The sequence below is a fragment of the Thiomonas sp. SCN 64-16 genome (genome assembly GCF_001725585.1).
In the GTDB taxonomy this organism is placed as follows: Bacteria; Pseudomonadota; Gammaproteobacteria; order Burkholderiales; family Burkholderiaceae_C; genus Thiomonas; species Thiomonas arsenitoxydans.
The window spans coordinates 1-26161 of the sequence record NZ_MEGQ01000064.1 but is presented as its reverse complement, the minus strand read 5'-3'; the positions used below and the strand labels follow the sequence as shown (position 1 = coordinate 26161).

General features: G+C 66.7%; 22 protein-coding genes. 10 read left to right on the top strand and 12 right to left on the bottom strand.

The annotated features are described in order from the left end of the window. Positions 1-652: 652 nt before the first annotated feature. The gene (locus tag ABT24_RS14075) at positions 653-1255 is read left to right on the top strand and encodes a LysE/ArgO family amino acid transporter (RefSeq protein WP_041608654.1); all 603 of its coding nucleotides are present in this window, start codon (positions 653-655) and stop codon (positions 1253-1255) included. Between the two features lie 18 nt (positions 1256-1273). Here the strand turns inward: ABT24_RS14075 and ABT24_RS14070 are convergent, their stop codons facing one another. Together ABT24_RS14070 and ABT24_RS14065 are read right to left on the bottom strand one after the other, a co-directional pair. Then, positions 1274-2596 (bottom strand): sensor domain-containing diguanylate cyclase, encoded by a 1323-nt coding sequence (locus tag ABT24_RS14070; protein WP_276731458.1) that lies wholly within the window; start codon positions 2594-2596, stop codon positions 1274-1276. Positions 2597-2747: 151 nt separating this feature from the next. Then, on the bottom strand, positions 2748-3860 hold the full coding sequence (locus tag ABT24_RS14065) for a DMT family transporter (protein ID WP_276731460.1): 1113 nt from the start codon (positions 3858-3860) through the stop codon (positions 2748-2750). Between the two features lie 172 nt (positions 3861-4032). Here ABT24_RS14065 and ABT24_RS14060 point away from each other — a divergent pair, with 172 nt between their 5' ends. Then, positions 4033-4206, top strand: coding sequence for a hypothetical protein (locus ABT24_RS14060; RefSeq protein WP_276731461.1), 174 nt, complete (start codon positions 4033-4035; stop codon positions 4204-4206). A 16-nt stretch (positions 4207-4222) separates the two neighbouring features. On the opposite strand, the gene cysM is transcribed toward ABT24_RS14060, so the two are convergent. The 5 genes from cysM to hemC are packed head-to-tail and all read right to left on the bottom strand — an operon-like array spanning position 4223 to position 9559. Beyond that, a complete protein-coding gene (gene cysM / locus ABT24_RS14055) occupies positions 4223-5125 on the bottom strand; it encodes a cysteine synthase CysM (RefSeq protein WP_276731463.1) in 903 nt (300 codons plus the stop codon). Between the two features lie 53 nt (positions 5126-5178). Further along, positions 5179-6402, bottom strand: coding sequence for a heme biosynthesis protein HemY (locus ABT24_RS14050; RefSeq protein ID WP_276731466.1), 1224 nt, complete (start codon positions 6400-6402; stop codon positions 5179-5181). Then, complete coding sequence (locus ABT24_RS14045) at positions 6402-7553, bottom strand: uroporphyrinogen-III C-methyltransferase (RefSeq protein WP_276731469.1); 1152 nt, start codon at positions 7551-7553, stop codon at positions 6402-6404. Before ABT24_RS14045 ends, ABT24_RS14050 begins: the two co-directional genes overlap by 1 nt. Next, positions 7550-8566 (bottom strand): uroporphyrinogen-III synthase, encoded by a 1017-nt coding sequence (locus tag ABT24_RS14040; RefSeq protein WP_276731472.1) that lies wholly within the window; start codon positions 8564-8566, stop codon positions 7550-7552. The genes ABT24_RS14045 and ABT24_RS14040 overlap by 4 nt, the downstream gene beginning before the upstream one ends. Before the next feature lie 39 nt (positions 8567-8605). Then, a complete protein-coding gene (hemC, locus tag ABT24_RS14035; protein WP_276731474.1) occupies positions 8606-9559 on the bottom strand; it encodes a hydroxymethylbilane synthase in 954 nt (317 codons plus the stop codon). A 197-nt stretch (positions 9560-9756) separates the two neighbouring features. Between hemC and ppc the strand changes: the two genes are divergently transcribed. Further along, a complete protein-coding gene (gene ppc, locus ABT24_RS14030; RefSeq protein ID WP_276731475.1) occupies positions 9757-12567 on the top strand; it encodes a phosphoenolpyruvate carboxylase in 2811 nt (936 codons plus the stop codon). Between the two features lie 6 nt (positions 12568-12573). Here ppc and ABT24_RS14025 read toward each other — a convergent pair whose 3' ends face one another. Continuing rightward, positions 12574-12771: a patatin-like phospholipase family protein gene (locus tag ABT24_RS14025; RefSeq protein ID WP_286738098.1), complete on the bottom strand. Its 198-nt coding sequence runs from the start codon at positions 12769-12771 to the stop codon at positions 12574-12576. After that, positions 12744-13523 carry a patatin-like phospholipase family protein gene (locus ABT24_RS14020; protein ID WP_286738096.1) on the bottom strand — a complete coding sequence of 260 codons (780 nt, stop codon included), beginning with the start codon at positions 13521-13523 and terminating at the stop codon, positions 12744-12746. Before ABT24_RS14020 ends, ABT24_RS14025 begins: the two co-directional genes overlap by 28 nt. Before the next feature lie 103 nt (positions 13524-13626). Between ABT24_RS14020 and ABT24_RS14015 the strand changes: the two genes are divergently transcribed. The 7 genes from ABT24_RS14015 (at position 13627) to ABT24_RS13985 (ending at position 22372) form a co-directional block, all read left to right on the top strand. Beyond that, a complete protein-coding gene (locus tag ABT24_RS14015; protein WP_013106218.1) occupies positions 13627-13962 on the top strand; it encodes a PepSY domain-containing protein in 336 nt (111 codons plus the stop codon). Positions 13963-14051: 89 nt separating this feature from the next. Next, on the top strand, positions 14052-14669 hold the full coding sequence (locus tag ABT24_RS14010; protein ID WP_276731481.1) for a phosphatase PAP2 family protein: 618 nt from the start codon (positions 14052-14054) through the stop codon (positions 14667-14669). A gap of 29 nt (positions 14670-14698) precedes the next feature. Then, positions 14699-16093 (top strand): TolC family protein, encoded by a 1395-nt coding sequence (locus ABT24_RS14005; RefSeq protein ID WP_276731483.1) that lies wholly within the window; start codon positions 14699-14701, stop codon positions 16091-16093. Next, a complete protein-coding gene (locus ABT24_RS14000; protein WP_286738091.1) occupies positions 16090-17160 on the top strand; it encodes an efflux RND transporter periplasmic adaptor subunit in 1071 nt (356 codons plus the stop codon). Before ABT24_RS14005 ends, ABT24_RS14000 begins: the two co-directional genes overlap by 4 nt. After that, entirely contained in the window at positions 17157-20354 is a 3198-nt protein-coding gene (locus tag ABT24_RS13995; protein WP_276731488.1) for an efflux RND transporter permease subunit, read from the top strand. The genes ABT24_RS14000 and ABT24_RS13995 overlap by 4 nt, the downstream gene beginning before the upstream one ends. Before the next feature lie 3 nt (positions 20355-20357). Next, positions 20358-21035: a response regulator transcription factor gene (locus ABT24_RS13990; RefSeq protein WP_156052970.1), complete on the top strand. Its 678-nt coding sequence runs from the start codon at positions 20358-20360 to the stop codon at positions 21033-21035. Further along, positions 21032-22372: a sensor histidine kinase gene (locus tag ABT24_RS13985; RefSeq protein ID WP_276731490.1), complete on the top strand. Its 1341-nt coding sequence runs from the start codon at positions 21032-21034 to the stop codon at positions 22370-22372. The genes ABT24_RS13990 and ABT24_RS13985 overlap by 4 nt, the downstream gene beginning before the upstream one ends. Here the strand turns inward: ABT24_RS13985 and ABT24_RS13980 are convergent. The 3 genes from ABT24_RS13980 to uvrB all read right to left on the bottom strand — a co-directional run bounded on the left by ABT24_RS13980 (position 22350) and on the right by uvrB (position 26051). Then, a complete protein-coding gene (locus ABT24_RS13980) occupies positions 22350-22487 on the bottom strand; it encodes a hypothetical protein (RefSeq protein WP_286738085.1) in 138 nt (45 codons plus the stop codon). The two genes, ABT24_RS13985 and ABT24_RS13980, sit on opposite strands and share 23 nt — an antisense overlap. Before the next feature lie 182 nt (positions 22488-22669). Then, positions 22670-23911, bottom strand: a complete 1242-nt coding sequence (locus tag ABT24_RS13975) for a PQQ-dependent sugar dehydrogenase (protein ID WP_276731494.1) — start codon at positions 23909-23911, stop codon at positions 22670-22672. Positions 23912-23957: 46 nt separating this feature from the next. Beyond that, positions 23958-26051, bottom strand: coding sequence for an excinuclease ABC subunit UvrB (gene uvrB, locus ABT24_RS13970; RefSeq protein ID WP_013106226.1), 2094 nt, complete (start codon positions 26049-26051; stop codon positions 23958-23960). Positions 26052-26161 lie beyond the last annotated feature (110 nt).

Sequence of the window (26161 nt, the reverse complement as noted above, 5' to 3'; positions counted from 1 at the left end):
CGGCACGCCGCTGCACGAACTGTGGCTGCGCGACCCCAGCGGCTATCTGCTGGAGGTCTATGCCCGGCTTACCGATGCTGAACTGGCGCAGATGCCCGCAGACATGGAGCCGTTGTTTCTGCTCGACTCCCCGCAAGCTTGAACCACGAGACGCGCCGACATCAGCCGCGCAGATCGGAGGTGTCGGCCAGCGCCGTAGATCGGGGGCTGCGGGCTGGTGCGGCAGCGAGGCGCAATTCCGCCCGCGCAAGACGCATCACCTACGCCCCCCGCTGATTGCGCGCGCGGCCCCGACCGCAGCGACGGCCAAATCCGGCCAGCGCGTGGCGGGGACGAACACGTCAAAAGGCAGTTCGTGGTCGATGTCATACTGGACCAGCAAACGGGCCATCGGCGATTTGCCGACCCCGCCTTTTCTCCGTCTATCCCCCGCCTATCCAATGAATTGTGCTGATCAATTTCTCCGGAATGCCTGCCCCGCGGGGGATTGAAAGCCGAATCTGAGTCTACGCAGAGCCCGCAGAGGCGGCCCGGCGTTTCCTTCAGAGACTGCTGCGACAGGCCGAAGAACAGCGCAGCCTATTACGAGTCTCCTTCGCCGCTTGCAAGCAAAATGCGCGCCTTCATCCTGCGCCCTCCCCCTGATTTTTCTATGCACGCCTACCTCTCCGGTTTCGCCCTCGGTCTGTCGCTCATCGTCGCCATCGGCGCGCAGAACGCCTTCGTCCTCAAACAGGGGCTGAAGGGGGAACACATCTTCTGGGTAGTGATGGTGTGCGCGCTGTCCGATGCGCTGCTCATCGGCATCGGCGTGTCCGGGTTTCATGTGCTGGTGGCGCGGGCGCCCTGGCTGACCACGCTCAGCCGTTACGCGGGAGCCGCGTTCCTGCTCTGGTATGGGGCGCGCAGTTTCCGGGCGGCCCTGCGCTCGGCGGCGGTGCTGGCGCCGGCCGGTGGCGGCGCCAGCCCGCTCGGCAAGACGCTGGCCACCGTGCTGGCGTTCACTTTTCTGAACCCGCATGTCTATCTCGACACCGTGGTCTTGCTCGGCTCGGTGTCCACCCAGTTTCCCGGGCGTACGGCGGCGTTCGGCGCGGGTGCGGCCTCGGCCTCGTTCGTATTCTTTTTCGCCCTGGGTTATGGCGCGCGGCTGTTGCGGCCGGTGTTTGCGCGCCCTTTCACCTGGAAGGTGCTCGACGTGCTGATCGGCTTGACGATGGCCGCGCTGGCTCTCAAGCTGTTGCTGGGCGGGTGATCGCCGTCCGCATAAGAATCAGTCGATCATCGAGGCCGAAGGCGCTGGGGCGGCGAGCAGATCACCTGCGCGGCAGGTGCGATTGCGACCGCTTTCCTTGGCCCGATACAGCGCCAGATCGGCCTGGTCGAGCAGCTTGTGCAACAGCGGCTGATCCTGTGGATAGCTCGCCAGCCCGATGCTGACGGTCACGCCGGGTACGCCGAGATCCCCTTCCCAGTCTTTGGCCTCGAAGGCCGCGTGAATATCGGCAGCGATCGCGTCAGCGGTCTCGCGCCCGGCTGCGGGCAAGACCAGCACGAACTCTTCGCCACCGGAGCGGTACACCAAATCGCCTGGGCGCAAGGTCTGGCGCAGCAGCCTGGCCACCTGATGGAGCACTTCATCTCCCACGGCATGGCCGAAGCGGTCGTTGACCGATTTGAAGGCGTCGATGTCGAGCACGCCGACGCTCAGCGCGCCGCCGCTGCGCTCGCTCAAGGCAATCTGCTGGGCCAGCGCCGCCATGCCCGCGCGGCGATTGGGAATCTGGGTGAGATCGTCGATGCTGGCCATTTTTTCCAGCCGCAACTCCAGCAGCTTGCGGTCGGTGATGTTCTGCACCATGCCGACCATACGGGTCGGACGGCCCTGGGCGTCGCGCTCGCAGACCTGCCCGCGATCATGCACCCAGATGTCGTGACCGTTGCGGTTGCGCAAACGGTATTCCGCCTCGAAGCGCATCAGCCGTCCGCGCAAATGCTGATCGATCAAGGACATGACCTGATCGCGGTCGTCGGGATGGACGTTGTGTTTCCAGGTCTCGACATGCGGCGTCATTTCATCCGGGCCGTATCCCAGCATGCGCTTGAGCTGCGGGCTGAAATAGACCGCGTCGGTGAGCAGGTTCCAGTCCCACAGCCCGTCCATGGCCTGTTCGAGAGCAAAACGCAGGCGCTCGTCGCGCGTGCTGCTTGCCTCATCCAGGCTCAGCCGCTTGCTGATATTGCGGGCGACGGACAGAAAGTAGTCGCGCCCCTGATGGTTAAAGTGCGTGGTGTTGACCTCGACCGGAATTTCGCCCCCGTCCTGGTGACGATGGCGCCCGACGAAGGTGTAGCAGTCGGCCGTGCGGATGACCTGGGCGATGTCGGCCCACTGCGGCAATCCCTGCACGTCCTTCTGCAGGCTGAGCACCGAGTGATGCAGCACTTCGCTGGTTTGCAGCCCGAGATCGGCATAGGCCGCGCGGTTGCACCAGAGGATGTTGGACGTCACCGGGTCGAGCAGATACACCGCATCGGCCATGTGCTCAAACAGAATCTCCAGGGAAGGCAGGACGCCTTGCTCCGCAAACGCCATGATGTATCGCCCAGCCAAGACATCCCGGAGAGTTGCGTTGCGCAGGCCCGGGATGACCTGACGCGCGCTTTGCCGTGCGACCTCGCTGCGCAGCAAAAGAGGATGAGTTTAGCGATTAATCAAAGCACGAAGCAATCGCGCCGCAGGAGCATCACCCGTGACGATGTCGATGGTGCGCGTCGGGAAAGTGCGCGTGCGTATGCCGCAGCGGCGCATGGTCATGCGGGTGGCTGTGCTGCGTGCCCACCGGCACCGGCGGCTCGTGCACATGATCGTGATGGCCGTCGTCTTTCGGGCCGCCGTGGACATGACGGTGACTATGGTGCATCGCCTCATGGTCGTGCGCATGCGCATGGCGTTCGCTGACGTGCAGCCAGACGCCCAGCGCCATCAGCCCACCCGCCAGCACCAGCCCCAGGGTGAGGGCTTCGCCGAGCAAGAGCACGGCCAGCGCGGCGCCGAAAAACGGCGCCACGGCGAAATACGCGCCCGTGCGCGCCGTACCCAGATGCCGCAGCGCCAGCACGAACAGCACCAGGCTGACGCCGTAGCTGGCAAAGCCGAGCGCGCCTGCCGCCAGCACGATAGGCCAAGTCGGCCATTGCGCGCCGACCAGCAGCGCCAGAAGCAGGTTGACCGCCCCGGCGATGAGCCCCTTGCTCATGGCGACAAAACTGGCATCGGCCAAGGCGACTTTGCGCGTGAAATTGTTGTCGAGCGCCCAGCCCAGGCAGGCGCCGATCACCGCCAGCCCCGGCCACAGACTGCTCCAGTCCAGCCTCACCCCCTGGCCGGGCCAGTTCAGCACCACACTGCCCAGAACAATGGCCCCCATGCCCAAGGCGATGCGGCGATCGAAGTTTTCGCGGAACACAAACCAGGCCAGCAAGGCCGTCAGCACGCTCTCCAGATTGAGCAGTAGCGAGGCGCCGGCGGCCGGCATGCGCGAGAGGCCGAACATCAGCAGCACCGGCGCGCCCACACCGCCGCTGCATATCGCGGCGGCCAGCCAGGGCCACTCACCGGCTTGCAAATGAGACGTAGCCGCTTCGCCACTGCGCACGGCACGCAGTGCCCGCCAGGCGGCCAGGCCGATCCCCGAGCCCAGATACAGCAAGGCCGCCAGCAACCACGGGCTGGCGTCGGCCAGCAGCAACTTGGCCAGCGGCGTGCTCGCGCCGAACAACAGGGCGGCGGCGAGCGCCAGGGTGATGCCCTGATGGAGCGAAGCGTTCTGCGAAGGGGGCGTGAGAGAAGATGGCATAAGAGGGCGTGAGAGGCTTACGAAAGGTACGCCGCCCTGTCAGGACGTATGGCTTGTGACGTTTGGTGAACCCGGCTTGCCTGCGGCGATTGGCTGGCTAATGTTCAAAACAAAATCAGTCTGTGCGAATGTCCGCATGGACCCGCCAGACCTCTCTTCTTTCTGACGCATCATGGGAACCAAAATCTACCTGACCGGACTTGGAATTCTGCTCATTGTCTGCTTGTCCGTCGGCTTTTACATGGGCTACAGCCATGTCTTCGCACCCGGGGCCTACAGCGTGGCCGATCAGGGCATCGCACAGACTCCGGCGCCGTCGGCCAGCGCCACCGCAGCGCAAAACTAGGGTCTGTCTCTAATCGTCAAGCCGGAAACACCCCGGTGCTCAGATAGCGGTCGCCGCGATCACAGACGATGAACACGATGGTGGCGTTTTCCACTTCGCGGGCAATGCGCAGCGCCACTTCGCAGGCGCCAGCCGCGCTGATGCCGCAGAACAGCCCCTCCTCGCGGGCGAGCTTGCGCGCCATGTTCTCTGCCGCGGCCTGGCTGACATATTCCAGCCGGTCCACCCGCTGCGGTTCGTAGATTTTGGGCAGGTATTCCTGCGGCCATTTACGGATGCCGGGGATGCGCGAACCTTCCTCCGGCTGCGCGCCGATGATCTGCACCGCCGGGTTCTGCTCCTTGAGAAAGTGCGACACCCCGGTGATGGTGCCGGTCGTGCCCATGGCGCTGACGAAGTGGGTGATGCGCCCTTTTGTGTCGCGCCAGATCTCGGGGCCGGTGGTCTCGAAATGCGCCCGCGGATTATCGGCATTGGCGAACTGATCGAGCATCAGACCCTTGCCATCGCGCTGCATCTGCTCGGCCAGATCGCGCGCATATTCCATGCCGCCGCTCTTGGGGGTGAGCAGCAACTCGGCGCCGAAGGCTTTCATGGTCTGGGCGCGCTCGATGCTGAGGTCTTCGGGCATGATGAGCACCATGCGATAGCCCAGAATGGCGGCGGCCATCGCCAGGGCGATGCCGGTATTGCCCGAGGTGGCCTCGATCAACGTGTCGCCGGGTTTGATGGCGCCGCGCTCCTGCGCGTGGCGAATCATGGAAATCGCGGCCCGGTCTTTCACCGATCCGGCCGGGTTGTTGCCTTCGAGCTTGCCCAGGATCACGTTGCCGCGCCGCGCATTGTCGGCGCCGGGGATGCGCTGCAACTGCACCAGCGGGGTGTTGCCGATCACCTGGTCGATGGTGAGGTAGGGCATGGAAGTCTCCTGAAAGTGTCAGCGGAAATCAGCGGCGGGCAGCTTGGGCCGCTTCAGATCCGCTCGTTGGCCTTGCCCGGCAGATCGAGGGCGCAGAGATCCATCGCCGCCTCGCGCCAATGGCGCTGTGCCTGGTCTTCACGCTCGATGCCTTCGAGCAGTTGCGCCAGCGCGGCATGAATCTGCCCGCGCAAACGCCTTTCGTCATCACTGCAAGACTGGATGGCCTTTTGCAGATGCTGCTGCGCCTTGCCCCAGAGCTGCATTTCGGCACAGGCCGCGCCCGCGGTGAAATACGCCTGCGCCTCTTGCGGCCAGCGGCCCAGCCACTGCTCGGTCTGGGCGACAAAACCGGCGTCGATGCCCGTCAGCATGGCGCGCAGGCTGGGCATGAACAGACCCGGCTCGGCCTGCGGGCGGTTGAGCGCGTCGATCAGCAGTTGCCGCGCTTCGCCGACTTCACCGGCCGCGGCGAAGCCTCGGGCGGCCGCAATCACGAGGGTGGGGTCGGTGCGCTCCTGCGCGGTCAGCCGGTGCCAGGTCGTGCGCAGGGCCTGCGGGTCGTCGCCTGCCTGTCGCAACAGCCCGGTGGCTGCGGTATGCAGCATGGCCTGCGCGGCTGCGGGATGCAGTGCGCCATGTTTGAGCAGGGTGCGCGCCAGCCGCAGCACGGCAGCGTGATCGCCCACCTTGCGCGCGGCCTGCAGCTCGATGCGTAGCGCGTGGGTGCGCCGCTGCACCCCGGCGGGCAGCGAGCGCAGTTGGGCCAGCGCCTCGCGCGGCTGCTTGGCGTCGAGTTGCCACTGCGCCTTCAGCAGCGCACCGGCATCGCGGGCGGGTTGCGGCAGTTGTTCCAGATAGGCGTCGCGCCGGTCGTAGGCCTGGAGTTGCTGCGCTGACTGCGCCGCGGTCATCAGCGCGGCGGGAGCGAAATCGGTGAACTCGGCCGCGCGCTGCGCCGCGCGCTCGGCCCTGCGAAAGCGGCCGCCGAAATAATCGAACATGCCGTTGTGCAAGGCCTGCGCGGCCAGTCGCATCCGCCGCCGCGCCCGGAACTCTGCCGCCGCCTGCGGCATGCCCAGCAGCAGTGACAGACCGCGCAGCACCAGGTAGAACACCACGAAAGCCAGCAGCAGCAACAAGACCGCGAAGTTGAGCGACACGTCCACCCGCCAGGGGGGCAGCAGCACGGCGACGTTGCCGGTATTGAGGGTCGTGCCCAGGGCCAGCAGCACAGCGGCCGCGGCCAGAATCAGCACCCAGATGAGCCAGCGCATCAGGGTGCTCCGCTATCCAGCGTGGAGAGCACGGCCAGCGACTCCAGATTGGCTGCGGGATTGGCCGAGAGGTCGAGCTGGGCGGCCTGACGGGCGAGCGACAGCGCCTGCACCATGCGCGGCTGGCGCTTGTCGAAATAGGTTTTCAGCGCTTCATCGATGCCTCGCATATCGCTGCGATACGCCACCGCATTGCGCGAAAGCAGATCGAGACGGGCATTGAGGATGCGCAGTTTGAGGTTCTCGCGCAGGAATTCGCCCTGCTGCGGCGAAGCCAGCAAAGCGTCGCGCGAGCCCACGCGGGTGATGCCGAACAACTGCACCAGCGAGGCGCGAAAGCGCTCGAACCAATCGCCCAGCCACGGCGCCCAGCGCGGGCCTGCGGCCGACGCCGGGGCCACGGGCGGGGTGCCCGGTGCGCTGGCGCCGTGGGCCGGTCCCGCCGCCGAAACCAGCCGCAAACTATCCACCAGCGCGGCCAGATCGTTGAGTTTGTGCGCGGCTGCGGCGATGTCGGGCGTGACGGCGCTGCGCAGCCGCGTCAGGTCGGACTGCACCGCGCGGCGCAGGATTTGCGCCTTGGGATTGGGCGAGCGCGCCAGTCGCGCATCGGCGCTTTGCAGGGTGGCGATGAGCGGCTGCACATTGCCGATCAGCTGGGCCTGCTGCTGCGCCAGGGCGATGAGCTGACCGGTTTCGGACAGGCGGGCCTGATCGCGGGTCTTGGCAAAGTCTGCATACAACGTCTCCAGCGCCTGACGCTGCGCCGCGAAGTCTTGCTGGCGCGATTCGAGCACCGCGAGCCGCGTCGTGAGATCGCGCACCGAATCGCTGGCCTGTTTGGTCAGCGTCTTGGCCTCGATGGCATCGGTCGTTGCGGTTTGCAGGCGCTGCGCGATTTCCGCCTGGGTGGCATACAGGCGGTTGTTCAGCCACCAAGCCATCGCCACCAGAGCGACGACGAGGGCAACGAGAACCGGCCAGACCCAGCGGGCGCCCGGCAGGCCGACAGGCGCTGGTTGGGACAGTTCCGCCGATGGTGGCATGGCCGCAGGCTCAGGAGAAGCTGCAGCCGAAGCAGCAAGCTGCGCAGCCGCAGGCGCTTGCGCCGGAGAAGGCTCTGCCTCGGGAAGGGTGCTGGGCTCAGTCATGCGGGCATTCTAGGAGTCAGGCTCGGGGCTGCGGCCAGACGATGCAAAGTGGACAGCACTTCTTCAAGCGGCGCGCGGGTCAGTTCCACCCGCCCGAAGCCTGCTTCGCTTAAGGCGCTGGCGATGCGCGGGTGGATGGCCAGCGCTCGCTGCGGGTGCAGCACGGCGGCGTCCAGCCCGGCCGCTTCGAGCAAGCGCTGCAGGTTATGCACGGCCTCAGTCGAGGAAAACAGCCACCAGCCGCCACTACCCAGCGCAGACTGCAGCAACGCCGCGGTCTGCGCGTTGTATTCGGGCGCCAGCCGACTGTAGGCCTCGATGACTTTGACCTTGGCACCCGCCGCTTCGAGCTTGCGTTGCAGCAGGTCGCGGCCCGGCCCGCCCCGAAAGATCAGCGCATGGCGCCCGGCCCACGGAAAAGACGCCACCGGCCCCGGGGCGAAAGCGAGTTGCAGCGCGTTCCACAAGGCCTCGGAGTCGCCCTCGCCGCCCGGCTCATCGCCTCTCAAGGAAACGCAGGGCCGCCCCCAAGTTTCCTTGACCCCCTCGGGGGGCGGGCTGGGCGAAGCCCGGCCCTGGGGCGCTCTCAAGAAAACGCCGGGCCGCCCCAAGTTTTCTTGACCCCCCCGGGGGGCGGGCTGGGCTAAGCCCGGCCCTGGGGGTGCCGCGCCCGGCGCGATGAGCCGCGGCCACGGCGCGTCGTCAGGCTGCGCGGTCAAAGCCCGGCGCACCGCGCGCAAGCTGCCCTCGCCGACGACGCCGATGGCGCAGCGCGCGGGCCAGGGCTGGCGCAATGCCGCGAACACCGCAGCCACCGCCGTAGGGCTGACGGGGATGGCCAGATCGGTCTGTGGCAAAGCGGCCAAGGCAGCGTGAAAACGGGGCAGATCGCCCGGCGGGCCGATGTGTTGCAGCGGAAAGTCGAGCATCTGCACGCCGGCCGCGGCCAAAATCTCATGCGCCCCTCCAGACTGCGAGGACGCCCGGGTGGAGATCAGCGTGGTGTTGAGCATCGTTACCCCGCTTTGCCTGGAGCCATCAACCGGGAAAACTCAATGCGAACCGAGTTGCGCCAGCAGCGCGTCGGCGCCCTGTTCGCGCAACTGCCGCGCCACCTGCTGCCCCAGCGCCTCGGCCTGTGCCAGATCGGTGACGCGCCCACGCTGCTGCGCGTGCAGCGCCTGGCTGCCATCGGGCAGCCCCAACACCGCGCGCAGATGCATTGCCTCGCCCTCCAATGTGGCATAGGCGCCCATCGGCGTGGTGCAACTACCGCCCAGCCCCCGCGACACCGCGCGCTCCGCATGGGTGCACAAGGCCGTGGGCGGATGGTTGAGCGCAGCCAGCGCCTGCGCCAGATCGGGCCGGTCGGCGCGGATTTCGATGCCCAGCGCCGCCTGCCCGACGGCCGGGAGCATGTTTTCAGGTTCGATGACGGTGCGCACCCGCTCGCCCAAGCCCAGCCGCTTGAGCCCCGCTGCCGCCAGCAGGATGCCGGCATACTGCCCTTCGTCGAGCTTGCGCAGCCGGGTGTCGAGGTTGCCGCGCAGCGCCTGCACTTTCAGATGCGGATAGCGCGCGCGCAGTTGCGATTCGCGCCGCAAACTGGAGGTGCCGACCACCGCGCCCGCGGGCAGATCGGCCAGATTGGCGTAATGCGGGCTGACCCAGGCGTCTCGCGGGTCTTCACGCTCCATCACCGCGGTGAGCGCAAATCCGGTCGGCAGCACCATGGGCACATCCTTGAGCGAATGCACGGCGAGGTCGGCGTGCCCTTGCTCCATGGCCACTTCGAGTTCCTTGACGAACAGCCCCTTGCCGCCGATCTTGGCCAGCGATTTGTCGAGAATCTGGTCGCCCTGCGTGGTCATGCCGAAAATCCGCACATCGCACTGCGGATACAGCCCCTTGAGCAGATCGCGCACATGCTCGGCCTGCCAAAGCGCCAGACGGCTTTCGCGGGTGGCAATGACGAGGGACGGGGGGGGAGTGAAAGTGGAAGTCATCGAATGATTCTAAAGAGCCGGTTCGCGCCGTGGCTGAATTCGGCGCATGGAAGGCCACAGATCGGGGCATTGCAGTTCGATCGGCCTGCGGCAGCGCAATTCCGGAGTCGGTGCGAGCGCGCATCTTGCTTCGTTTTGTCTGGGCGCTGATAGCATCACTGCGCCCCAATTTCGTGCCCATTCAACCCCTCTTCGCCATGTCGACACGCCCCTCAGCCGCACGCAACGCCTCCGATCCCGACGCACCTCTGTTCGACGACATCCGCCTGCTCGGGCGTCTGCTGGGCGACCTGATCCGTGAGCAGGAGGGGCAGGAGATGTTCGACATCGTCGAAACCGTGCGCCAGCTCTCGGTGAAGTTTCACCGCGACGGCGACGCCAAAGACCGCCGCGCCCTCGACAAGCTGCTCAGCAGCCTCAGCCGCGACCAGGCGGTCAGCGTGATACGCGCCTTCAGCTACTTTTCCATTCTGGCCAATATCGCCGAAGATCACCATGTGCTGCGCCGCGCCGAGCAGGATGCCGAGCGTGGCGCCCCGCCGCAGCGCGACAGCGTGCGCGCCGCCCTGGAGACGCTCAAGGACTCCGGCGTGGATCGGCAACAACTCCTGCAGTTTTTCGACCAGGCGCTCATTTCCCCGGTGCTCACCGCCCACCCCACCGAGGTACAGCGCAAGAGCGTGCTCGACGCCGAACGGGCGCTGGCGCGACTGCTGGTCGAACGCGACGCGACCCGTCTGCCGCAAAAGCGCGCCGACATCGAAGACGCCATGCGCGCCCGCGTGGTGCAGCTCTGGCAGACGCGGCTGCTGCGCTACGTCAAGCTGAAAGTGTCGGACGAAATCAAGAACGCGCTGTCGTTTTATGGCGCCACGTTTTTTTCGCAATTCCCGCGCCTGTATCGCAACCTGGAGCGCGACATCGAGGCGCTCTTTCCCGCAGGCGGGCAAGACCTTGCCAAGACCGATCTGCCGGCCTTTTTCCGCATGGGCCACTGGATCGGCGGCGACCGCGACGGCAACCCCTTCGTCACCGCCGACACCCTGAGCTACGCCTTGCGCATGCAGTCGCGCACCGCCATCGAGTTTTACATGGCCGAAGTGCACGCCATCGGCGGCGAGCTGTCGATCTCGGCGCTGCTGGCCAGCGCCAGCCCGGAACTGATGGCCCTGGCCGAACAGTCGCCCGATCTGTCGGAACACCGCAGCGACGAGCCCTACCGGCGTGCGCTCATCGGCATGTACGCGCGCCTAGCCGCCAACCTGCGCAAGCTCGCCGGGGTGCAGGCCCTGCTGCCCGAAGTGGGCAGCGCCGAGCCTTATGCCAATGCCGACGAGTTCATCGCCGATCTGCGCATCATCCACGACTCGCTGCACCGGCATCATGCCGGGCCGCTGGCGCAGACGCGGCTCGACCCGCTGATCCGCGCCGCCGGGGTGTTCGGCTTTCGCTTGGCCACCATCGACCTGCGGCAAAGCTCGGATCAGCACGAAGTCGTGCTGCGCGAACTGCTCGCTGCCGCTGGTCTGTGCCCCGATTACAGCCATCAGGATGAAGCCGCCAAGCAGGCGCTGCTCATCCGCTGCCTCAACGACCCGCGTCCGCTGCGTCTGCCGCACCACGTCTATTCCGACTGGGCGCGCAGCGAACTGGCCGTGTTCGACCGCGCCTACAGCGCCCGGCGCGACTTCGGCCCGCGCGCCATCCGGCAATACATCATCTCGCACTCCGAGACCGTCAGCGATCTGCTTGAACTGCTGTTGCTGCAAAAGGAAGCCGGGCTGTTCCACGGCACACTGGGCAGCCACGACAGCTACGCCGAGCTGCTGGTGGCGCCGCTGTTCGAGACCATCGAAGACCTGCGCAACGCCCCGGCCATCATGCGCGACTTCTATGCCCTGCCCGGCATCGCGGGGCTGGTGCAGCGCTCCGGCGGCGAGCAGGAGATCATGCTGGGCTATTCCGACAGCAACAAGGACGGCGGCTTCTTCACCTCCAACTGGGAGCTGTACTGCGCCGAGGTCGCGCTGGCCGAGCAGTTCGAACAGCTCAAGGCTGAGCATGGCATCACCCTGCGGCTGTTCCACGGTCGTGGCGGCACGGTGGGACGCGGCGGCGGACCGAGCTTCGACGCCATCCTCGCCCAGCCGCCGGGCACGGTGAATGGCCAGATCCGCCTGACCGAACAGGGCGAGGTCATCACCAGCAAATACGGCAATCCCGAAATCGGTCTGCGCAACCTCGAAACCCTGGTGGCCGCCACGCTGCAGGCCACGCTGCTGCCGCAAACCAAGACCGCGAGCAAGCCCCCGGCGCGCTTTCTCGACGCGGCTGCCGCCCTGTCCGAAGCCTCCATGGCGGCCTACCGCAAGCTAGTGTACGAAACCCCGGAATTCACCGATTACTTCTATAGCGCCACCCCCATTTCCGAGATCGCCGAGCTCAATATCGGCAGCCGTCCGTCCTCGCGCAAGGCCACCCGCGCCATTGCCGACCTGCGCGCCATTCCCTGGGGCTTTTCGTGGGGCCAGTGCCGCGTGGCGCTGCCCGGCTGGTATGGCTTCGGCAGCGGGGTGCAGGCCTTCCTCGACGCCAATCCCGACGGCCTCAAGCTGCTGCAGCGCATGGCCAAGCAGTGGCCCTTCTTCGCCACCCTGCTGTCGAACATCGACATGGTGCTGGCCAAGACCGATCTGCGCGTGGCGCAGCGTTATGCCGAACTGGTGGCCGACCCCAAGACGCGCCAGAAGGTGCTCAAGGCGCTGCAGCGCGAATGGCAGCTCACCACCGATATGCTCACCGCCATCACCGGCAACACCGAGCGCCTGGCCGACAACCCCACGCTCAAGCGTTCGATCCGCGCCCGCTTTCCGTATATCGACCCGCTGAACCACCTGCAGATCGAACTCCTGCACCGCTTCCGCGAAGGGCAGACCGACGAGCGCACCAAGCGCGGCATTCACCTGAGCATCAACGGCATCGCCGCGGGGCTGCGCAATACCGGCTGAGGGCAGTTACGGGTTCCAGCCGCGCAGCGCCTGCATCGCCGCGTCGTAGCCGATTTCGATCGATTCTTCGGCGCGGCCGAATTCGAGAAAGCGGATGTCGCCCAGCGGCGGCCGAATGAGCAAGTCGGGCGGCTCGATGCGCAGACGGCTTTCGGTGATGTGCATTTCCATCACATTCACCGAAGCCAGCAAGACCTCGAACATATTGGGCAGCGGCTCCTCGCGGTCGGCCCAGCGCTCGAACTGATCCTCTTGAGATCGGCCATCCCCCGCCGATAGTCGGCCACCCAGCGGCCTGCCGGTTCTTCCACCGGAGTTTCACCGCGCCGGGGTTTGGGCCGCAGCCGTCGCTTGAGCCGACCGTCCACCACGCCATGATTGAGATCGACCGCAATCACCTGGTCCGCCCCCATGGCACGCACCACGCTGACCGGCACCGGGTTGCTCAAGCCCCCGTCCACCAACACCCGCCCATGCACGCGCACCGGGGTGAACACGCCCGGCACGGCAATGCTGGCGCGCACCGCCTCGATCACATCGCCTGAGCGCAGCACCACCTCGGCGCCGCTGTGCAGATCGGTGGCAATCGCGGCAAACGGGATCGACAGCGCCTCGATCTGCGTCGCCGGCAAATGCTCGCGCACCAGTTCGGTGACCTTGGCGCCGTCGATCAGCCCCGAGCGAGGAAACACCACGTCGAAAAACGACAGGGTCTTGCGCCAGTCGAAGGTCTTGAACGTGGCCTCCAGCCCGTCGGTGCGCCCCGCTGCGGCAATGGCACCAACCAGCGCGCCGATGCTGCACCCGGCGATGAAATCGATGCGCACGCCGGCATCGGCCAAGGCCCGCAGCACACCCAGGTGCGCCATGCCGCGCGCGGCGCCGCCGCCCAGCGCCAAGCCGAGCCGGGGTCTTGGCGCTGAGGTCGAAGGCGAGGAGACAGGCGCTGTTTGCATGGCGAAAGCATAAGTCCAGCGCTATGGGTGCGCTAAGACTCGCTCCCTAGAGTTCTCCTCACGCCAAGTCGGCGTTTGTTCAACTTCTTCAGGGAGCTTCATCATGAAAATTCGCCAATCCATCCTCATCGCCACGCTCGCACTCGCTTCGGCGGCAGCCGGGGTCAGCGCTTTCGCCTCGAATGACGGGGGCAACGACGCCCGCATCATCCCGAATGCCAAGATCAGCCTGAGCCAGGCCGTCACCGCAGCCGAGCAGCATGTGGGCGGCACGGCCTCCAAGGCCGAAGTCGAGCAGCACGCGGGCAAGGCGGTGTATGACGTGGAAGTAGTCAAAGGCGCGCAGGTGTTCGACGTGAAGATCAGCCCGGATCAAGGCACGGTCATCGCCTCGACCCAAGACCGTAACGATCACGACGACCACGATCAGCAGGACTGATCGCTGCAACCGCCTCCTTTCATCCGGAAGCCCTCCGGGTGTCGCGGAGGCGGTTTTGTTTTGCCAACTCACAAAAACACCGCCACGCCATGCTGCATTTCCCCGCTTTCTGGAATGACCTCAATCTGGGGCTCTACACCCATTGGGCCGCCCACGGCACGGCGTCACAAGCCAGCATCGACGTGGCGCTGTTCTTTGCCGAATACGCCATCTACGCCGCGCCCCTGCTGTTGATCTGGGGCTGGCTGCGCCACCCGGACGCGCTGCGCCCGCCGCTGCTGCAGGCGGCGGTGGCGGCCCTCGTGGCGCTGGGCATCAATCAACTCATCGGGCTGGCGGTGTTCGAGCCGCGCCCCTTCGCCATCGGCCTCGGCCCTGCGCTGCTGGCGCATGCGCCCGACAGCGGCTTTCCTAGCGATCACCTCACCGTGATCGCTTCGGTCGCGGCGAGCCTGCTCCTCACGCCGACATGGCGCCGGGCCGGTCTGCTGCTGGCACTGCTGGGTCTGCCGGTGGCCTGGGCGCGGGTGTATCTCGGCGTGCATTGGCCGCTGGACATGGCGGGCGCCGCGCTGGTGGGATTGATGGCCGCGCTCGTCGTCCATCTGGCGCGGCATCGTCTGCTGGAGCCCGCCATGCCCTTGCTCACGGGCCTCTATCGCAACCTGTTCGCACCGGCCATTCGTCAAGGCTGGGTTTTACGATGAAGCAAATTGTCACCCCACTGCCCACTGCCATGACGGTTCCCCATTTATCCCGCAGCGTTTTGCTCGCCGCTCTGCTTCTAGGCGGTTGCGCCAGCTATCACCCCGAGCCGCTGCCGACTTCCGCCGATCTGGCCGCATCGGCGAAAAGCCTGGATGTGGCGCGCAGCAAGATCGCGCTGCCCGCACTGGCCCGCTACAACTTCGATACCGCCAAGCCGCTGGACGCCACCGGGCTGGCCATCCTCGCCGTGCTCAACAACCCGCAGCTCAAGGCCGAGCGGGCCCGGTTGGGCGTGGCGCGGGCGCAAGCCTTCGACGCCGGGCTGCTGCCCGATCCGCAACTCGGCCTGTCGCAAGACTTCCCCGGCAACAGCGCCGGAGCAACGACTTCGGCGTACAACCTCGGGCTGTCTTACGACATTGCCGCGCTCATCACCCACCACGCCGCGCAAAGCGCCGCACAGCACGCCGCAACCCAGGTCAACCTGCAAGTGCTGTGGGCCGAATGGCAGACCGTGGCGCAAGCCCGCCTGCTCTACACCCAGATCACCGGCAACGCGGCGCGGCTGAAACTGCTGGAGCAGGAACGCGCCTTATTCACGCAGCGCCTGCAGCGCAGCCAGGCCGCGCTGGCGCAAGGCAATGTCACCCGGCTCGACGTGGACGCCCAGCTCGTCCCGCTGCAAGCCCTGACGCAAACCATCCAGCAGATCGAACGCCAGCAGCTCGGCCTGCAATCGCAGCTCCATGCCCTGCTCGGGCTGCAGGCCGATGTACCGCTGCCGCTGGCCGCGCCCTCTGAACAAGCCGCGCCCACTGCCGCGCAGGTGGCCGCAGCGCTCAAGCAACTGCCGCACATCCGCCCCGATCTGATGGCGCTGCAGGCTGGCTATGCCGCGCAGGAGCAGAAGGTCTGGCAAGCCGTGCTCGGGCAGTTTCCGGCCTTCAATCTGGGCTTCACCCGCGCGCGCGACACCGCCGGTGTGAACACCGTGGGCTTCGGCGTGAGCATCAGCCTGCCGCTGTTCAACCGCAATCAGGGCGTGATCGCCACGCAGCGCGCGACCCGCGCGCAACTGCTGGCCGACTATCAGGCCCGGCTCGATCAGGCTGACGCCGATGTACGGCAGGCGCAGGCCGACATCGCGCTCTTGCAGCAGCAGCGTCAGACTCTGCAGGACGCCCTGCCCGCACTGGAATCGGCCGATGCCGCCGCACGGCAGGCGCTGCAGCAGGGCGGCATGAGCCTGCTGGAATTCATCAACCAGCGCACCGCCCTGCTCGACCAGCGTCTGGCGCTGCAGGCCAACGCGCAACAGCGCGCCGAGCAAATTCTGGCCTTGCAACTGCTCACCGGTCTTGGCCCCTACCGTCAGACCGCCGCCCTAGTTACCCCGTCCAAATCCAACGCCGCACCGCTATGACCCTGCCCACTCGTGCCCGCCTCGCCCTTCTTGCCGCGCTGAGTCTGCCCTCGCTTTTCCTGACCCTCGGCAGCCTGCCGAGTGCGTTCGCTGCAGACAGCCCCATCTCCGCACAGGTACAGACCGCGCCGCTGCAACGCGGCGAGCTGCTGCATACCCTGCGCGCCTACGCCGTGGTACAGGTGCCCGCCAGCCAGACTCAGGCCATCACCTTCCAGCATGCCATGCAGGTGCAAACCGTGGCCGTGCATGTCGGCCAGGCCGTGCGCAAGGGCGCGGTGCTGGCCACGCTGCACAGCGATGCCAGCACCGCGCTGGCCTACAGCCAGGCGCAGACCGCCGTTTCGTTTGCACAGGGCGAGTTGGGCCGCATGACCGCGCTCAAGGCGCAACAACTCGCGACGCAGGCGCAGGTCGATGCGGCGCGCAAGGCGCTGACCGACGCGCAGGCGCAACTGCACAGCCTGCAGCAACAAGGCGCGGGACAGGCGGCAACGCGGGTGCTGGCGCCGCAAGACGGCATCGTGCTGGCGGTAAGCGCCGCGCCGGGTGATCTGCTCGCGACAGGCAGCCCGTTGCTGCAACTCGGGCGCAGCGGCAGCCTGCAAGCGCTGGCCGGCGTGCCTCCGGAAGACGCGCCGCGCCTGCAGCCCGGCCAAGCCGTGCGGCTGAGCTCGGTGTTCGACCCGACGCAGCACTGGCAGGGCACCATCCGCAGCGTTGGAGCGGCCATCAACCCCAAGACCCAGCGCCTGGACGTGCAGATCGCCCTGTCTGCTCAGGCCGGTCTTCCTCCGGCTGGAGCCAGCGTGCAGGCCGACATGGTGCTCGGCCGCTGGCGCGGCTGGGTCGTCCCGCGCGACGCCGTGCTGCAGGACGAGCGCGGCGCCTTCGTGTTTCAGGACGACCACGGTAAGGCGCTACGCATCCCCGTGCAGATCGCCATCGAAAGCGGCCTACAAACCGGCATTACGGGCGCTTTGAATCCGGCCATGCCGCTGGTCGTCTCCGGCAACTATGAACTTCGCCCCGGCATGGCGCTGCGCGTGATGGGAGCTCAGCGATGAGCGGCGCCTCGGTCTGGCTGCAACGCCATCGACGCTCCGTCCTATTTCTGCTCGCGCTGCTGGCAGTCGGCGGGGTGTTTGCCGCGTTCAAGCTGCCGGTGGGGCTGTTTCCCAATGTGGACTTCCCGCGCGTGGTGGTCAGCGCCGATGCGGGCGACCGCCCCGCCAGCCAGATGATGTTGCAAGTCACGCAGCCGCTGGAGCAGGCGGTACGCCGCGTGCCCGGCGTGGTGGATGTGCGCTCGACCACCAGCCGCGGCACCGCCGATATTTCGGTGAGTTTCAACTGGGGCACGCCCATGGCGCTGGCCGCGGTACAGGTCAACGAAGCGGTCACGCAGATGCTGCCGCAACTGCCGCCCGGCACCCAGGTGTCGAGCAAGCGCATGGACCCCACGGTCGACCCGGTCATCGCCTACAGCCTGACCTCGAACGCACTCACCGCCGCAGGGCCGCCCCAAGGCGGTGAGCGCCCCCTCGGGGGGCAGCGAGCCTCGGCGAGCGTGGGGGCATATACACCGACTCAGCTCTACGACCTGGCCGAGTTCCAGTTGCGGCCGCTGCTGTCCAGCATCGGCGGGGTGGCGCGGGTGCAGATTCAGGGGGGTGCGCAGGAGGAATATCACGTCACCCTCGACCCGCTGAAACTGCAGGCGCTGGGGCTGGCGCTGCAGGACGTGAGCAACGCCGTCAGCGCCGCCAACGGCGTGCAGGCCGTGGGTCATCTGCAAGACCGCTACAAGCTCCTGCTCGCCCTGGCCGACTCGCGCCTGCATGATGCCGCGCAGATCGGCGACATCGTGCTGCGGGCCGGGCCGGACGGCGTCATTCGCCTCAAAGACGTGGCGCGCATCTCGCGCAGCACCGTGCCCAAATGGGTGCGCATCACCGCGAATGGGCAGGACGCCGTGCTGCTCAACATCTACCAGCAGCCGGGCGGCAACACCGTGCAGATCGCCCGCCATGTGCGCGAACTGCTCGCCAAAACCCCGCTGCCGCCCGGCGCGCATCTGGCCAGTTGGTACGACCAGAGCACCCTGGTGGTGGACAGCGCCGCCAGCGTGCGCGACGCCATTCTGATCGGCGTGGCGCTGGCCGGGCTGGTGCTGTTGCTGTTTTTGCGCAGCCTGAAAATCACCCTCATCGCCATGATCACCGTGCCCGCCGTGCTGGCCGCCACCGTGGTGCTGCTCTACGCCCTGGGGATGAGTTTCAACATCATGACCCTAGGCGGCATGGCGGCCGCTGTGGGCCTGGTGATCGACGACGCCATCGTGATGAGCGAGCACATCGTGCGGCGGTTGAGTGAGGCGCGCCATCGCGGCGAAGCGCAAGCGCGGCACAGCGGCATCCTGCACGCGGCGATGGAGTATTTGCGGCCGCTGGCCGGGTCGAGTGCGTCCACCGTGGTCATCTTCCTGCCGCTGGCCTTCCTCTCCGGCGTCACCGGCGCTTTTTTCAAGGCGCTGTCGCTGACCATGGCCGCCGCCCTGGTCATCTCCTTTTTCGTCGCCTGGCTGGCCGTGCCGCTGCTGGCCGACAAGCTGCTCTCGCCCAAGGACATCGCGCGCGAAGCGCAGCGTGAAAACGGCCGCTGGCTCTCTGCCGTGCAACGCGGCTATGCGCGGGTGCTGGGCGCCAGCCTGCGCCGCCCGTGGCTGGCCGCGCTGGGACTGGCGCCGCTGCTGCTCGCGGGCTGGCTGGCTTACGGGCAAGTGGGCAGCGGCTTCATGCCGCATATGGACGAAGGCGGTTTTATTCTCGACTACCGCACCCCGCCCGGCACCTCGCTGACCGAGACCGACCGCATCCTCGCGCAAGTGGAACAGATTCTGCGCACCACGCCCGAGGTGCAAACCTGGTCGCGCCGCACCGGGGCGCAGCTCGGCGGCGGCGTGACCGAAGCCAACGAAGGCGATTTTTTCGTGCGGTTGAAGCCCCCGCCCCGCAAGTCCATCGACGTGGTGATGGAGGAGGTGCGCCAGCGCATCGAAACCCAGGTTCCCGGCGTGAAAATCGAACTGGCGCAGTTGATGGAAGACCTGATCGGCGACCTCACCGCCGTGCCGCAGCCCGTGGAGATCAAAATCTTCGACGACAACCCGCAGCAGCTCGCCCAGCTTGCGCACCATACGGCGGCGGCCATCGGCAAGATTGCCGGCGTCGTCGATGTGCGCAGCGGCATCAAGCCCGCGGGCGACGCGCTCGACATCCATATCGACCCCACCCGCGCGGCACTCGAAGGCGTCGATCCGCAGCAGGTGCAGCAACAGTTGCAAACCCTGATCGGCGGCAGCGTGGTGACGCAAATCCAGCAAGGTCCGAAGATGGTCGGCGTGCGGCTGTGGACGCCGCTGACGCTGCGTCAAACGACCGACGACATCGCCCGCCTGCCGCTGCGCGCACCCGACGGCCATGTCTTCACCCTGGGGCGCATCGCCAGCCTCAAGGTGCTCACCGGCCAGCCGGAAATCCACCGCGAAAACCTCAAGGCGATGGCCGCGGTCACCGCGCGCATCAGCGGGCGCGATCTAGGCTCGACCATTGCCGATGTAAAAAAAATCATCGACGCACCCGGCTACTTTCCGCCCGGCGTCTATGCCCAGCTCGGCGGGCTGTACAAGCAGCAGCAAATCGCGTTTCAGGGCCTGATCAGCGTGCTCGGTGCGGCGGTACTGCTGGTGTTTTTGCTGCTGCTTTTTTTGTATGAACGTTTCAAGGTGGCGATCAGCATCCTGGCCATGCCGCTGCTCGCGCTGCCCGCGGTGTTCATTGGCCTGTGGGCGGCAGGCATCGAGCTCAACATCTCGGCCATGATGGGCATGACCATGATCGTGGGCATCGTCACCGAGGTCGCGATTTTCTACTTCAGCGAAGTGCAGTCCTTGCTGCACGAGCACCCTGAGCAGGGCCTGGATGCCGCACTGGTGTCCGCCGGGCAGAACCGCATGCGCCCGATCGCCATGACCACGCTGGCGGCCATGCTGACGCTTGCGCCGCTGGCCCTCGCGCTGGGGCAAGGCTCTGCCATGCAACAGCCGCTGGCCGTGGCCATCATCGCAGGGCTGGCGGTACAGATGCCGCTGGTGCTGCTGGTCATGCCGGTGCTGTTCAAGCTGATGCGAGGCCGGCTGGACGACGCCGAGGCCGACGACAATCTGCCGCTGTCTGCAGTCTCTCCCCCTACCGAGTGAACCATGCGCATTCTCCTGGTTGAAGACGATCACATGCTGGGCGCCGCCACGCGCGAAGCCCTGCGCGACGCCACCCACGCGGTGGACTGGGTACTCGACGGCGCGTCGGCGCTGAGCGCGGCGCAAGGCGGCGAATACGAGCTGATGCTGCTCGATCTCGGCCTGCCCAAGCGCGACGGTCTGTCGGTGCTGCAGGCGCTGCGGCAGTCGGGCAGCAACCTGCCCATCCTCATTCTCACCGCGCGCGACGCGCTTGAAGACCGGGTGCGCGGCCTCGACCTGGGCGCAGACGACTATCTGGTCAAACCCTTCGAGAGCGCCGAGCTGCTGGCGCGCATCCGCGCGGTGGCGCGGCGCCAGGGCGGGCAGGCGCAGCCGGTGCTGTCCAACGGTGTGCTCGAACTCGACCCCGTTTCCCGCGAGGTGCGGTTTCAGGGGCAGACGCAGCGTCTGACCGCGCGCGAATACGCCCTGCTCCACGCGCTATTGCTGCGCCCCGGCGCCATTCTGTCGCGCAGCGAACTCGAAGACCGCATCTACGGCTGGAACGAAGAGGTGGAAAGCAACGCGGTGGAGTTTCTCATCCACAGCCTGCGCAAAAAACTCGCTCCAGAAGTGATCAAAAACGTGCGCGGGGTGGGCTGGCTAGCGCCGCGCGGCGATACGGACAAGGCGCCATGAATCCCCTGGCCGCACTGCGCCATTGGGGCGCGCAATCGCTGCTGCGTCGGCTATGGCTGTGGATGACGGTGAGCGTGGTTGTCGTCGGTCTGGGCACGGCGGCGCTGTCCTACTTTTTCGGCTATCAGGAAGCCAACGAACTGCAGGACGCGCAACTGCGCCAAATCGCCAGCCTGGTGCACCGCTGGGGCCATCTTCCCGACAGCGCGCTCAACCCCGCCGGGGCCGATGTCGATAAAGACGCTCGCATCGTGGTGCAGAAGCTCGGAGCGCCCGTGGGTGCGCACGGCCTGCAGCTCTCCAAAGACCTGAGCGACGGCATGCATGTGGTGCAAAGCGGCGACCATGCCTGGCGCGTGTTCGTGCAGCAGGGCGACAAAGGCCGCATCGCCGTGGCGCAGCGCACCGATGTGCGCACCGACGCCGCCATCGACAGCGCGCAGCGCACCCTGTTCCCACTGCTGGCGCTTATCCCGCTGCTGGCCCTGCTGTCTGCTTGGGTGGTGCAGCGGGCGCTGCGGCCGCTGCGGCAAATGGCGCAGGGCGTGGACGCGCGCAGCGAAGCCGATCTGCAGCCCCTGCCGCAAACCGATGTGCCGCAGGAAATCCTGCCCTTCGTGCACTCCATCAACCGCCTGCTGCAACGGTTGAATGCCTCGATGGAACAGCAGCGCCGCTTCGTCGCCGACGCCGCGCACGAACTGCGCACCCCCATCGCCGTGCTCAGCATGCAGGTGGACAACCTCAAACCGCTGCAGCTCGAACCGCAGGCGCGGCAGCGCATCGGCGCGCTGCAAGATGGCCTGCGCCGCGCTCGCACCGTGGTGGAACAGTTGCTCAGCCTCGCCCGTTCACAAGGCGAGCAGACGACGCTGCGGCAGACGCTCGACCCGAGCGGGGTGATGCGCGAAGTGATCACCGATTTGCTGCCGCTGGCCGAGAGCCGCGGCATCGACCTGGGCATCGACCGCGCCGAGAAGGTGGAGATCGACACCGATCCCGCCCAGCTCTACACCCTGCTGCGCAACGCGGTGGACAACGCGCTGCGCTACACCCCGGAAGGCGGACGGATCGATCTGCGGGTGCGGGCCGAGGGCGACCACGCGGTCATCGAAGTGCAGGACAGCGGCCCCGGCATTGCGCCCGAGCAGTTGCAGCGGGTGTTCGACCCCTTCGTACGCCTGCCGGGCGCGCAAAGCGAAGGCAGCGGGCTGGGCCTGTCCATCATCCGCCAGATCGCGCAGCGCCTGGGCGGCGAAGTGGCGCTGCGCAACGCCACCGAAGGCGGGCTGATCCTGCGCTACAGCCAGCCCCTCACTTCGGCCAGATCCGGCTGAAGTCGAAGGCGATGCGGCACTTGCCGAGGTCGAATTCCAGGGTTTCGTCCGTCGCATCGGCCAGCTTGATCGAAAAAAGGCGGAGGCCGTGCGGGTACTTATTGATCGGCCACATTGAAGTATGAGACTGCGCCCCACCCCGACCCTCCCCACACATGGAGAGGGAGTAAACACGCCCCCCCCACGGCGTGGGGGAGGTTGGGAGGGGGAGAGGCCGTTGCATGGCGTTGCCCATGAACCCTTCATGCTTCTTCATTCTGGATCAATAGTCAGCGTCGCCCAGAGACAACAGCGCTTTCACACCGGCTGCAGCCGGTAAATCTTGGCCGACGCGCCGTCTGAAATCAGGTAGATCGCGCCGTCCGGCCCCTGCCGCACGTCGCGGATGCGCTCGCCCAGATCGGCCAGCAGCGCCTCGCGCGCCACCACCTTGTTGCCGCCGAGTTGCAGCCGCCACAGCGCCTGCCCGGCCAGCGCGCCGACGAACAGATTGCCGCGCCATTGCGGGAACACGCTGGCGGTGTAGAACGCCATGCCGCAGGGCGCGATGGATGTGGGCACCCAATAGGTCACCGGCTGCTCCATACCGGGCGCGCTGGTGGCGCCGCCCACGGGCGGGCAGTTGCCCACCGGGGCGCCATATTCGCAGCCGTAGGAAATTTTCGGCCAGCCGTAGTTGCGCCCAGCGCGGGTGATGTTGACTTCGTCACCGCCCTGCGGGCCGTGCTCGCTCGTCCACAACTCGCCCGTCACCGGATGGAGCGCCGCGCCCTGCACATTACGGTGGCCGTAGCTCCAGATCTCTTCGCGCACCCCGGCGCGGCCGACGAAAGGGTTGTCTTTCGGCACGCTGCCATCCGGGTGAATGCGCACCACCTTGCCCAGAGTGTTGGACAAATCCTGCGCCGCGTCGCGCTGGCTGAAGCGGTCGCCCAGGGTGATAAACAGCGTGCCGTCTGGCGCGAACACCAGCCGCGAGCCGAAATGCGCGGTGCTGTCGATTTTGGGCGTCTGGCGGAAGATCACCTGCACGTCGCTCAGCCGCGTGCCGTCGTTTGAGAGCAGCCCGCGCGCCACTGCGGTGCCGTTGCGCCCGGCCTCGGCTCCCGTACCCGCTTCGGCATAGCTCAAATACACGCGACGATTCGCCGCAAAGGCGGGATCGAGCGCCACGTCGAGCAAGCCGCCCTGCCCGCGCGCATCCACCGCGGGCACACCGGCAATCGGCGCTGCCGCCTTGCCGTCCAGACCGACGATGCGCAGCGCGCCGATGCGCTCGGTCACCAGCATGCGGCCATCGGGCAGAAAGGTCAGCGCCCACGGCCGCGACAGACCGCTGGCCACAATCACCGCCGCCGCTTTGACCGCGGGCTGCGTAGCGCCCGGCAACGGACTGGACGCCGCCGAGGCCGGGGTTTCGCCCCACACCAGCACCGCCCCGCCGCCGCAAGCGCCCAGCGCGGTGCTGCCCAGCCCTGCGCCCAGCCAGCGCAGGGTGTGGCGGCGGGTGGGCGAAGTCGGATGCGATGGCGTTTGCATGGTCAGCCTCCTGAGATCGTGATGGGGATGCGGAACAAAAACAGATTCAGGCGCTTTGCTGGGCGTCGGTGTCGTGGTCGTCGCCGCCGCCGAACACCCGCTGCCGCAGCAGCCCGAGCTGATCGCGCACCCGTGCGGCCTGCTCGAATTCGAGATTGCGGGCGTGCTCGATCATGCGCTTTTCCAGACGCTTGATCTCACGCGCCACGTCCTGCGCGTTGTCGATCTGCAGTTCCGCAATTTCACGCTCCACGCTGCCCGCGCGCAAGCCCTTGCCCGGCGTCTGCACCACGCCATCGATCAGATCGCGCACCGATTTGTTGAGCGCGGTGGGCGTAATGCCATGCTCGGTGTTGAACGCAATCTGCTTGGCGCGGCGGCGCTCGGTTTCGTCGATGGCGCGACGCATGGAGTCGGTGATGCGGTCGCCGTACAAAATGGCCATGCCGTTCACATTGCGCGCCGCGCGGCCGATGGTTTGGATGAGCGAACGGGTGGAACGCAAAAAGCCCTCCTTGTCCGCATCGAGAATGGCCACCAGCGACACCTCGGGAATGTCCAGTCCCTCGCGCAGCAGGTTGATGCCCACCAGCACGTCGAACACGCCCAGCCGCAGGTCGCGCAGTATTTCCACCCGCTCCACGGTGTCGATGTCGGAGTGCAGATAGCGCACCTTCACGCCGTTTTCGTCGAGATAGTCGGTGAGCTGCTCGGCCATGCGCTTGGTGAGCGTCGTGATGAGCACGCGCTCGCCTTTGTTCACCCGCAGGCGAATTTCGCCCAGCACGTCGTCCACCTGGCTGCTGGCCGGGCGCACCTCGATGAGAGGGTCCACCAGCCCGGTGGGCCGCACCACCTGCTCCACCACCTGATCCGCGTGCTGGCTTTCATAGTCCGCCGGGGTGGCGGAGACAAACACGGTCTGCCGCATCTTGCGCTCGAATTCGGCAAACTTGAGCGGCCGGTTGTCCAGCGCCGAAGGCAGCCGAAAGCCGTAGTCCACCAGAGTCTGCTTGCGCGCGCGGTCACCGTTGTACATGCCGTTGAACTGGCCGATGAGCACATGGCTTTCGTCGAGAAACATGATGGCGTCTGGCGGCAGATAGTCCACCAAGGTAGGCGGCGGCTCACCCGGCGCCGCGCCCGACAGATGCCTTGAATAGTTCTCGATACCCTTGCAATGGCCGATCTCGGTGAGCATTTCCAGGTCGAAGCGGGTGCGCTGCTCCAGCCGCTGCGCCTCCACCAGCTTGCCCATGCCGGTGAGTTCCTTCACCCGCTCGCGCAGCTCCTGCTTGATGCCCTCCGCCGCCTCGAGCACCTTCTCGCGCGGGGTGACGTAATGCGAACTGGGGTAGATGGTGAAGCGCGGAATCTTCTGCCGCACCACGCCGGTGAGCGGGTCGAACAGGGAGAGCGACTCGATCTCGTCGTCGAACAGTTCGATGCGCACCGCCAGCTCGGCGTGCTCGGCCGGAAAGACGTCGATGCGGTCACCGCGCACACGGAAGGTGCCGCGGGTGAAATCGACCTCGTTGCGCTGGTACTGCATGCGCACCAGTTGTGCGATCACGTCGCGCTGGCCCATGCGGTCGCCGGTGCGCACCGTGAGAATCATGGCGTGATAGTCCGACGGATTGCCGATGCCGTAAATCGCGCTCACGCTCGCCACAATCACCACGTCGCGCCGTTCCAGCAGACTTTTGGTGGCCGACAGGCGCATCTGCTCGATGTGCTCGTTGATCGCGCTGTCTTTCTCGATGAACAGGTCGCGCTGCGGCACATAGGCCTCGGGCTGGTAATAGTCGTAATAGCTGACGAAGTATTCCACCGCGTTCTTTGGAAAAAACTCGCGGAATTCGCTGTAGAGCTGCGCGGCCAGCGTTTTGTTGGGCGCAAACACAATGGCCGGGCGCCCCATACGGGCGATCACATTGGCCATGGTGTAGGTCTTGCCCGAGCCGGTCACGCCCAGCAGAGTCTGGTAGCTCAAACCGTCGCCCAGCCCCTCGGCCAATTGCGCAATCGCGGTGGGCTGGTCACCCGCCGGCGGGTAGGGCTGATACAGGCGGAAGGGCGAGTCGGGATAGCTGACGAACTTGTCCGGGTCGAGCGAGGGAACGGGTTGCGGTGCGGACATGGGCGGAAGGTGGGAATCGAAAAAGCCGGGACTGTCCGGATTTTTGTGTTCGAGGCGCTGGGAGACTTTTCCACGGCGTCGGTCGGCGCTTGCGACGAACCGAGCGACGC

Coding starts and splice junctions, on each gene's coding strand:
- ABT24_RS14075 (WP_041608654.1), top strand. CDS start 653: ATGCACGCCTACCTCTCCGGTTTCGCCCTCGGTCTGTCGCTCATCGTC.
- ABT24_RS14070 (WP_276731458.1), bottom strand. CDS start 2,596: ATGGCGTTTGCGGAGCAAGGCGTCCTGCCTTCCCTGGAGATTCTGTTT.
- ABT24_RS14065 (WP_276731460.1), bottom strand. CDS start 3,860: ATGCCATCTTCTCTCACGCCCCCTTCGCAGAACGCTTCGCTCCATCAG.
- ABT24_RS14060 (WP_276731461.1), top strand. CDS start 4,033: ATGGGAACCAAAATCTACCTGACCGGACTTGGAATTCTGCTCATTGTC.
- cysM (WP_276731463.1), bottom strand. CDS start 5,125: ATGCCCTACCTCACCATCGACCAGGTGATCGGCAACACCCCGCTGGTG.
- ABT24_RS14050 (WP_276731466.1), bottom strand. CDS start 6,402: ATGCGCTGGCTCATCTGGGTGCTGATTCTGGCCGCGGCCGCTGTGCTG.
- ABT24_RS14045 (WP_276731469.1), bottom strand. CDS start 7,553: ATGACTGAGCCCAGCACCCTTCCCGAGGCAGAGCCTTCTCCGGCGCAA.
- ABT24_RS14040 (WP_276731472.1), bottom strand. CDS start 8,566: ATGCTCAACACCACGCTGATCTCCACCCGGGCGTCCTCGCAGTCTGGA.
- hemC (WP_276731474.1), bottom strand. CDS start 9,559: ATGACTTCCACTTTCACTCCCCCCCCGTCCCTCGTCATTGCCACCCGC.
- ppc (WP_276731475.1), top strand. CDS start 9,757: ATGTCGACACGCCCCTCAGCCGCACGCAACGCCTCCGATCCCGACGCA.
- ABT24_RS14025 (WP_286738098.1), bottom strand. CDS start 12,771: ATGTTCGAGGTCTTGCTGGCTTCGGTGAATGTGATGGAAATGCACATC.
- ABT24_RS14020 (WP_286738096.1), bottom strand. CDS start 13,523: ATGCAAACAGCGCCTGTCTCCTCGCCTTCGACCTCAGCGCCAAGACCC.
- ABT24_RS14015 (WP_013106218.1), top strand. CDS start 13,627: ATGAAAATTCGCCAATCCATCCTCATCGCCACGCTCGCACTCGCTTCG.
- ABT24_RS14010 (WP_276731481.1), top strand. CDS start 14,052: ATGCTGCATTTCCCCGCTTTCTGGAATGACCTCAATCTGGGGCTCTAC.
- ABT24_RS14005 (WP_276731483.1), top strand. CDS start 14,699: ATGACGGTTCCCCATTTATCCCGCAGCGTTTTGCTCGCCGCTCTGCTT.
- ABT24_RS14000 (WP_286738091.1), top strand. CDS start 16,090: ATGACCCTGCCCACTCGTGCCCGCCTCGCCCTTCTTGCCGCGCTGAGT.
- ABT24_RS13995 (WP_276731488.1), top strand. CDS start 17,157: ATGAGCGGCGCCTCGGTCTGGCTGCAACGCCATCGACGCTCCGTCCTA.
- ABT24_RS13990 (WP_156052970.1), top strand. CDS start 20,358: ATGCGCATTCTCCTGGTTGAAGACGATCACATGCTGGGCGCCGCCACG.
- ABT24_RS13985 (WP_276731490.1), top strand. CDS start 21,032: ATGAATCCCCTGGCCGCACTGCGCCATTGGGGCGCGCAATCGCTGCTG.
- ABT24_RS13980 (WP_286738085.1), bottom strand. CDS start 22,487: ATGTGGCCGATCAATAAGTACCCGCACGGCCTCCGCCTTTTTTCGATC.
- ABT24_RS13975 (WP_276731494.1), bottom strand. CDS start 23,911: ATGCAAACGCCATCGCATCCGACTTCGCCCACCCGCCGCCACACCCTG.
- uvrB (WP_013106226.1), bottom strand. CDS start 26,051: ATGTCCGCACCGCAACCCGTTCCCTCGCTCGACCCGGACAAGTTCGTC.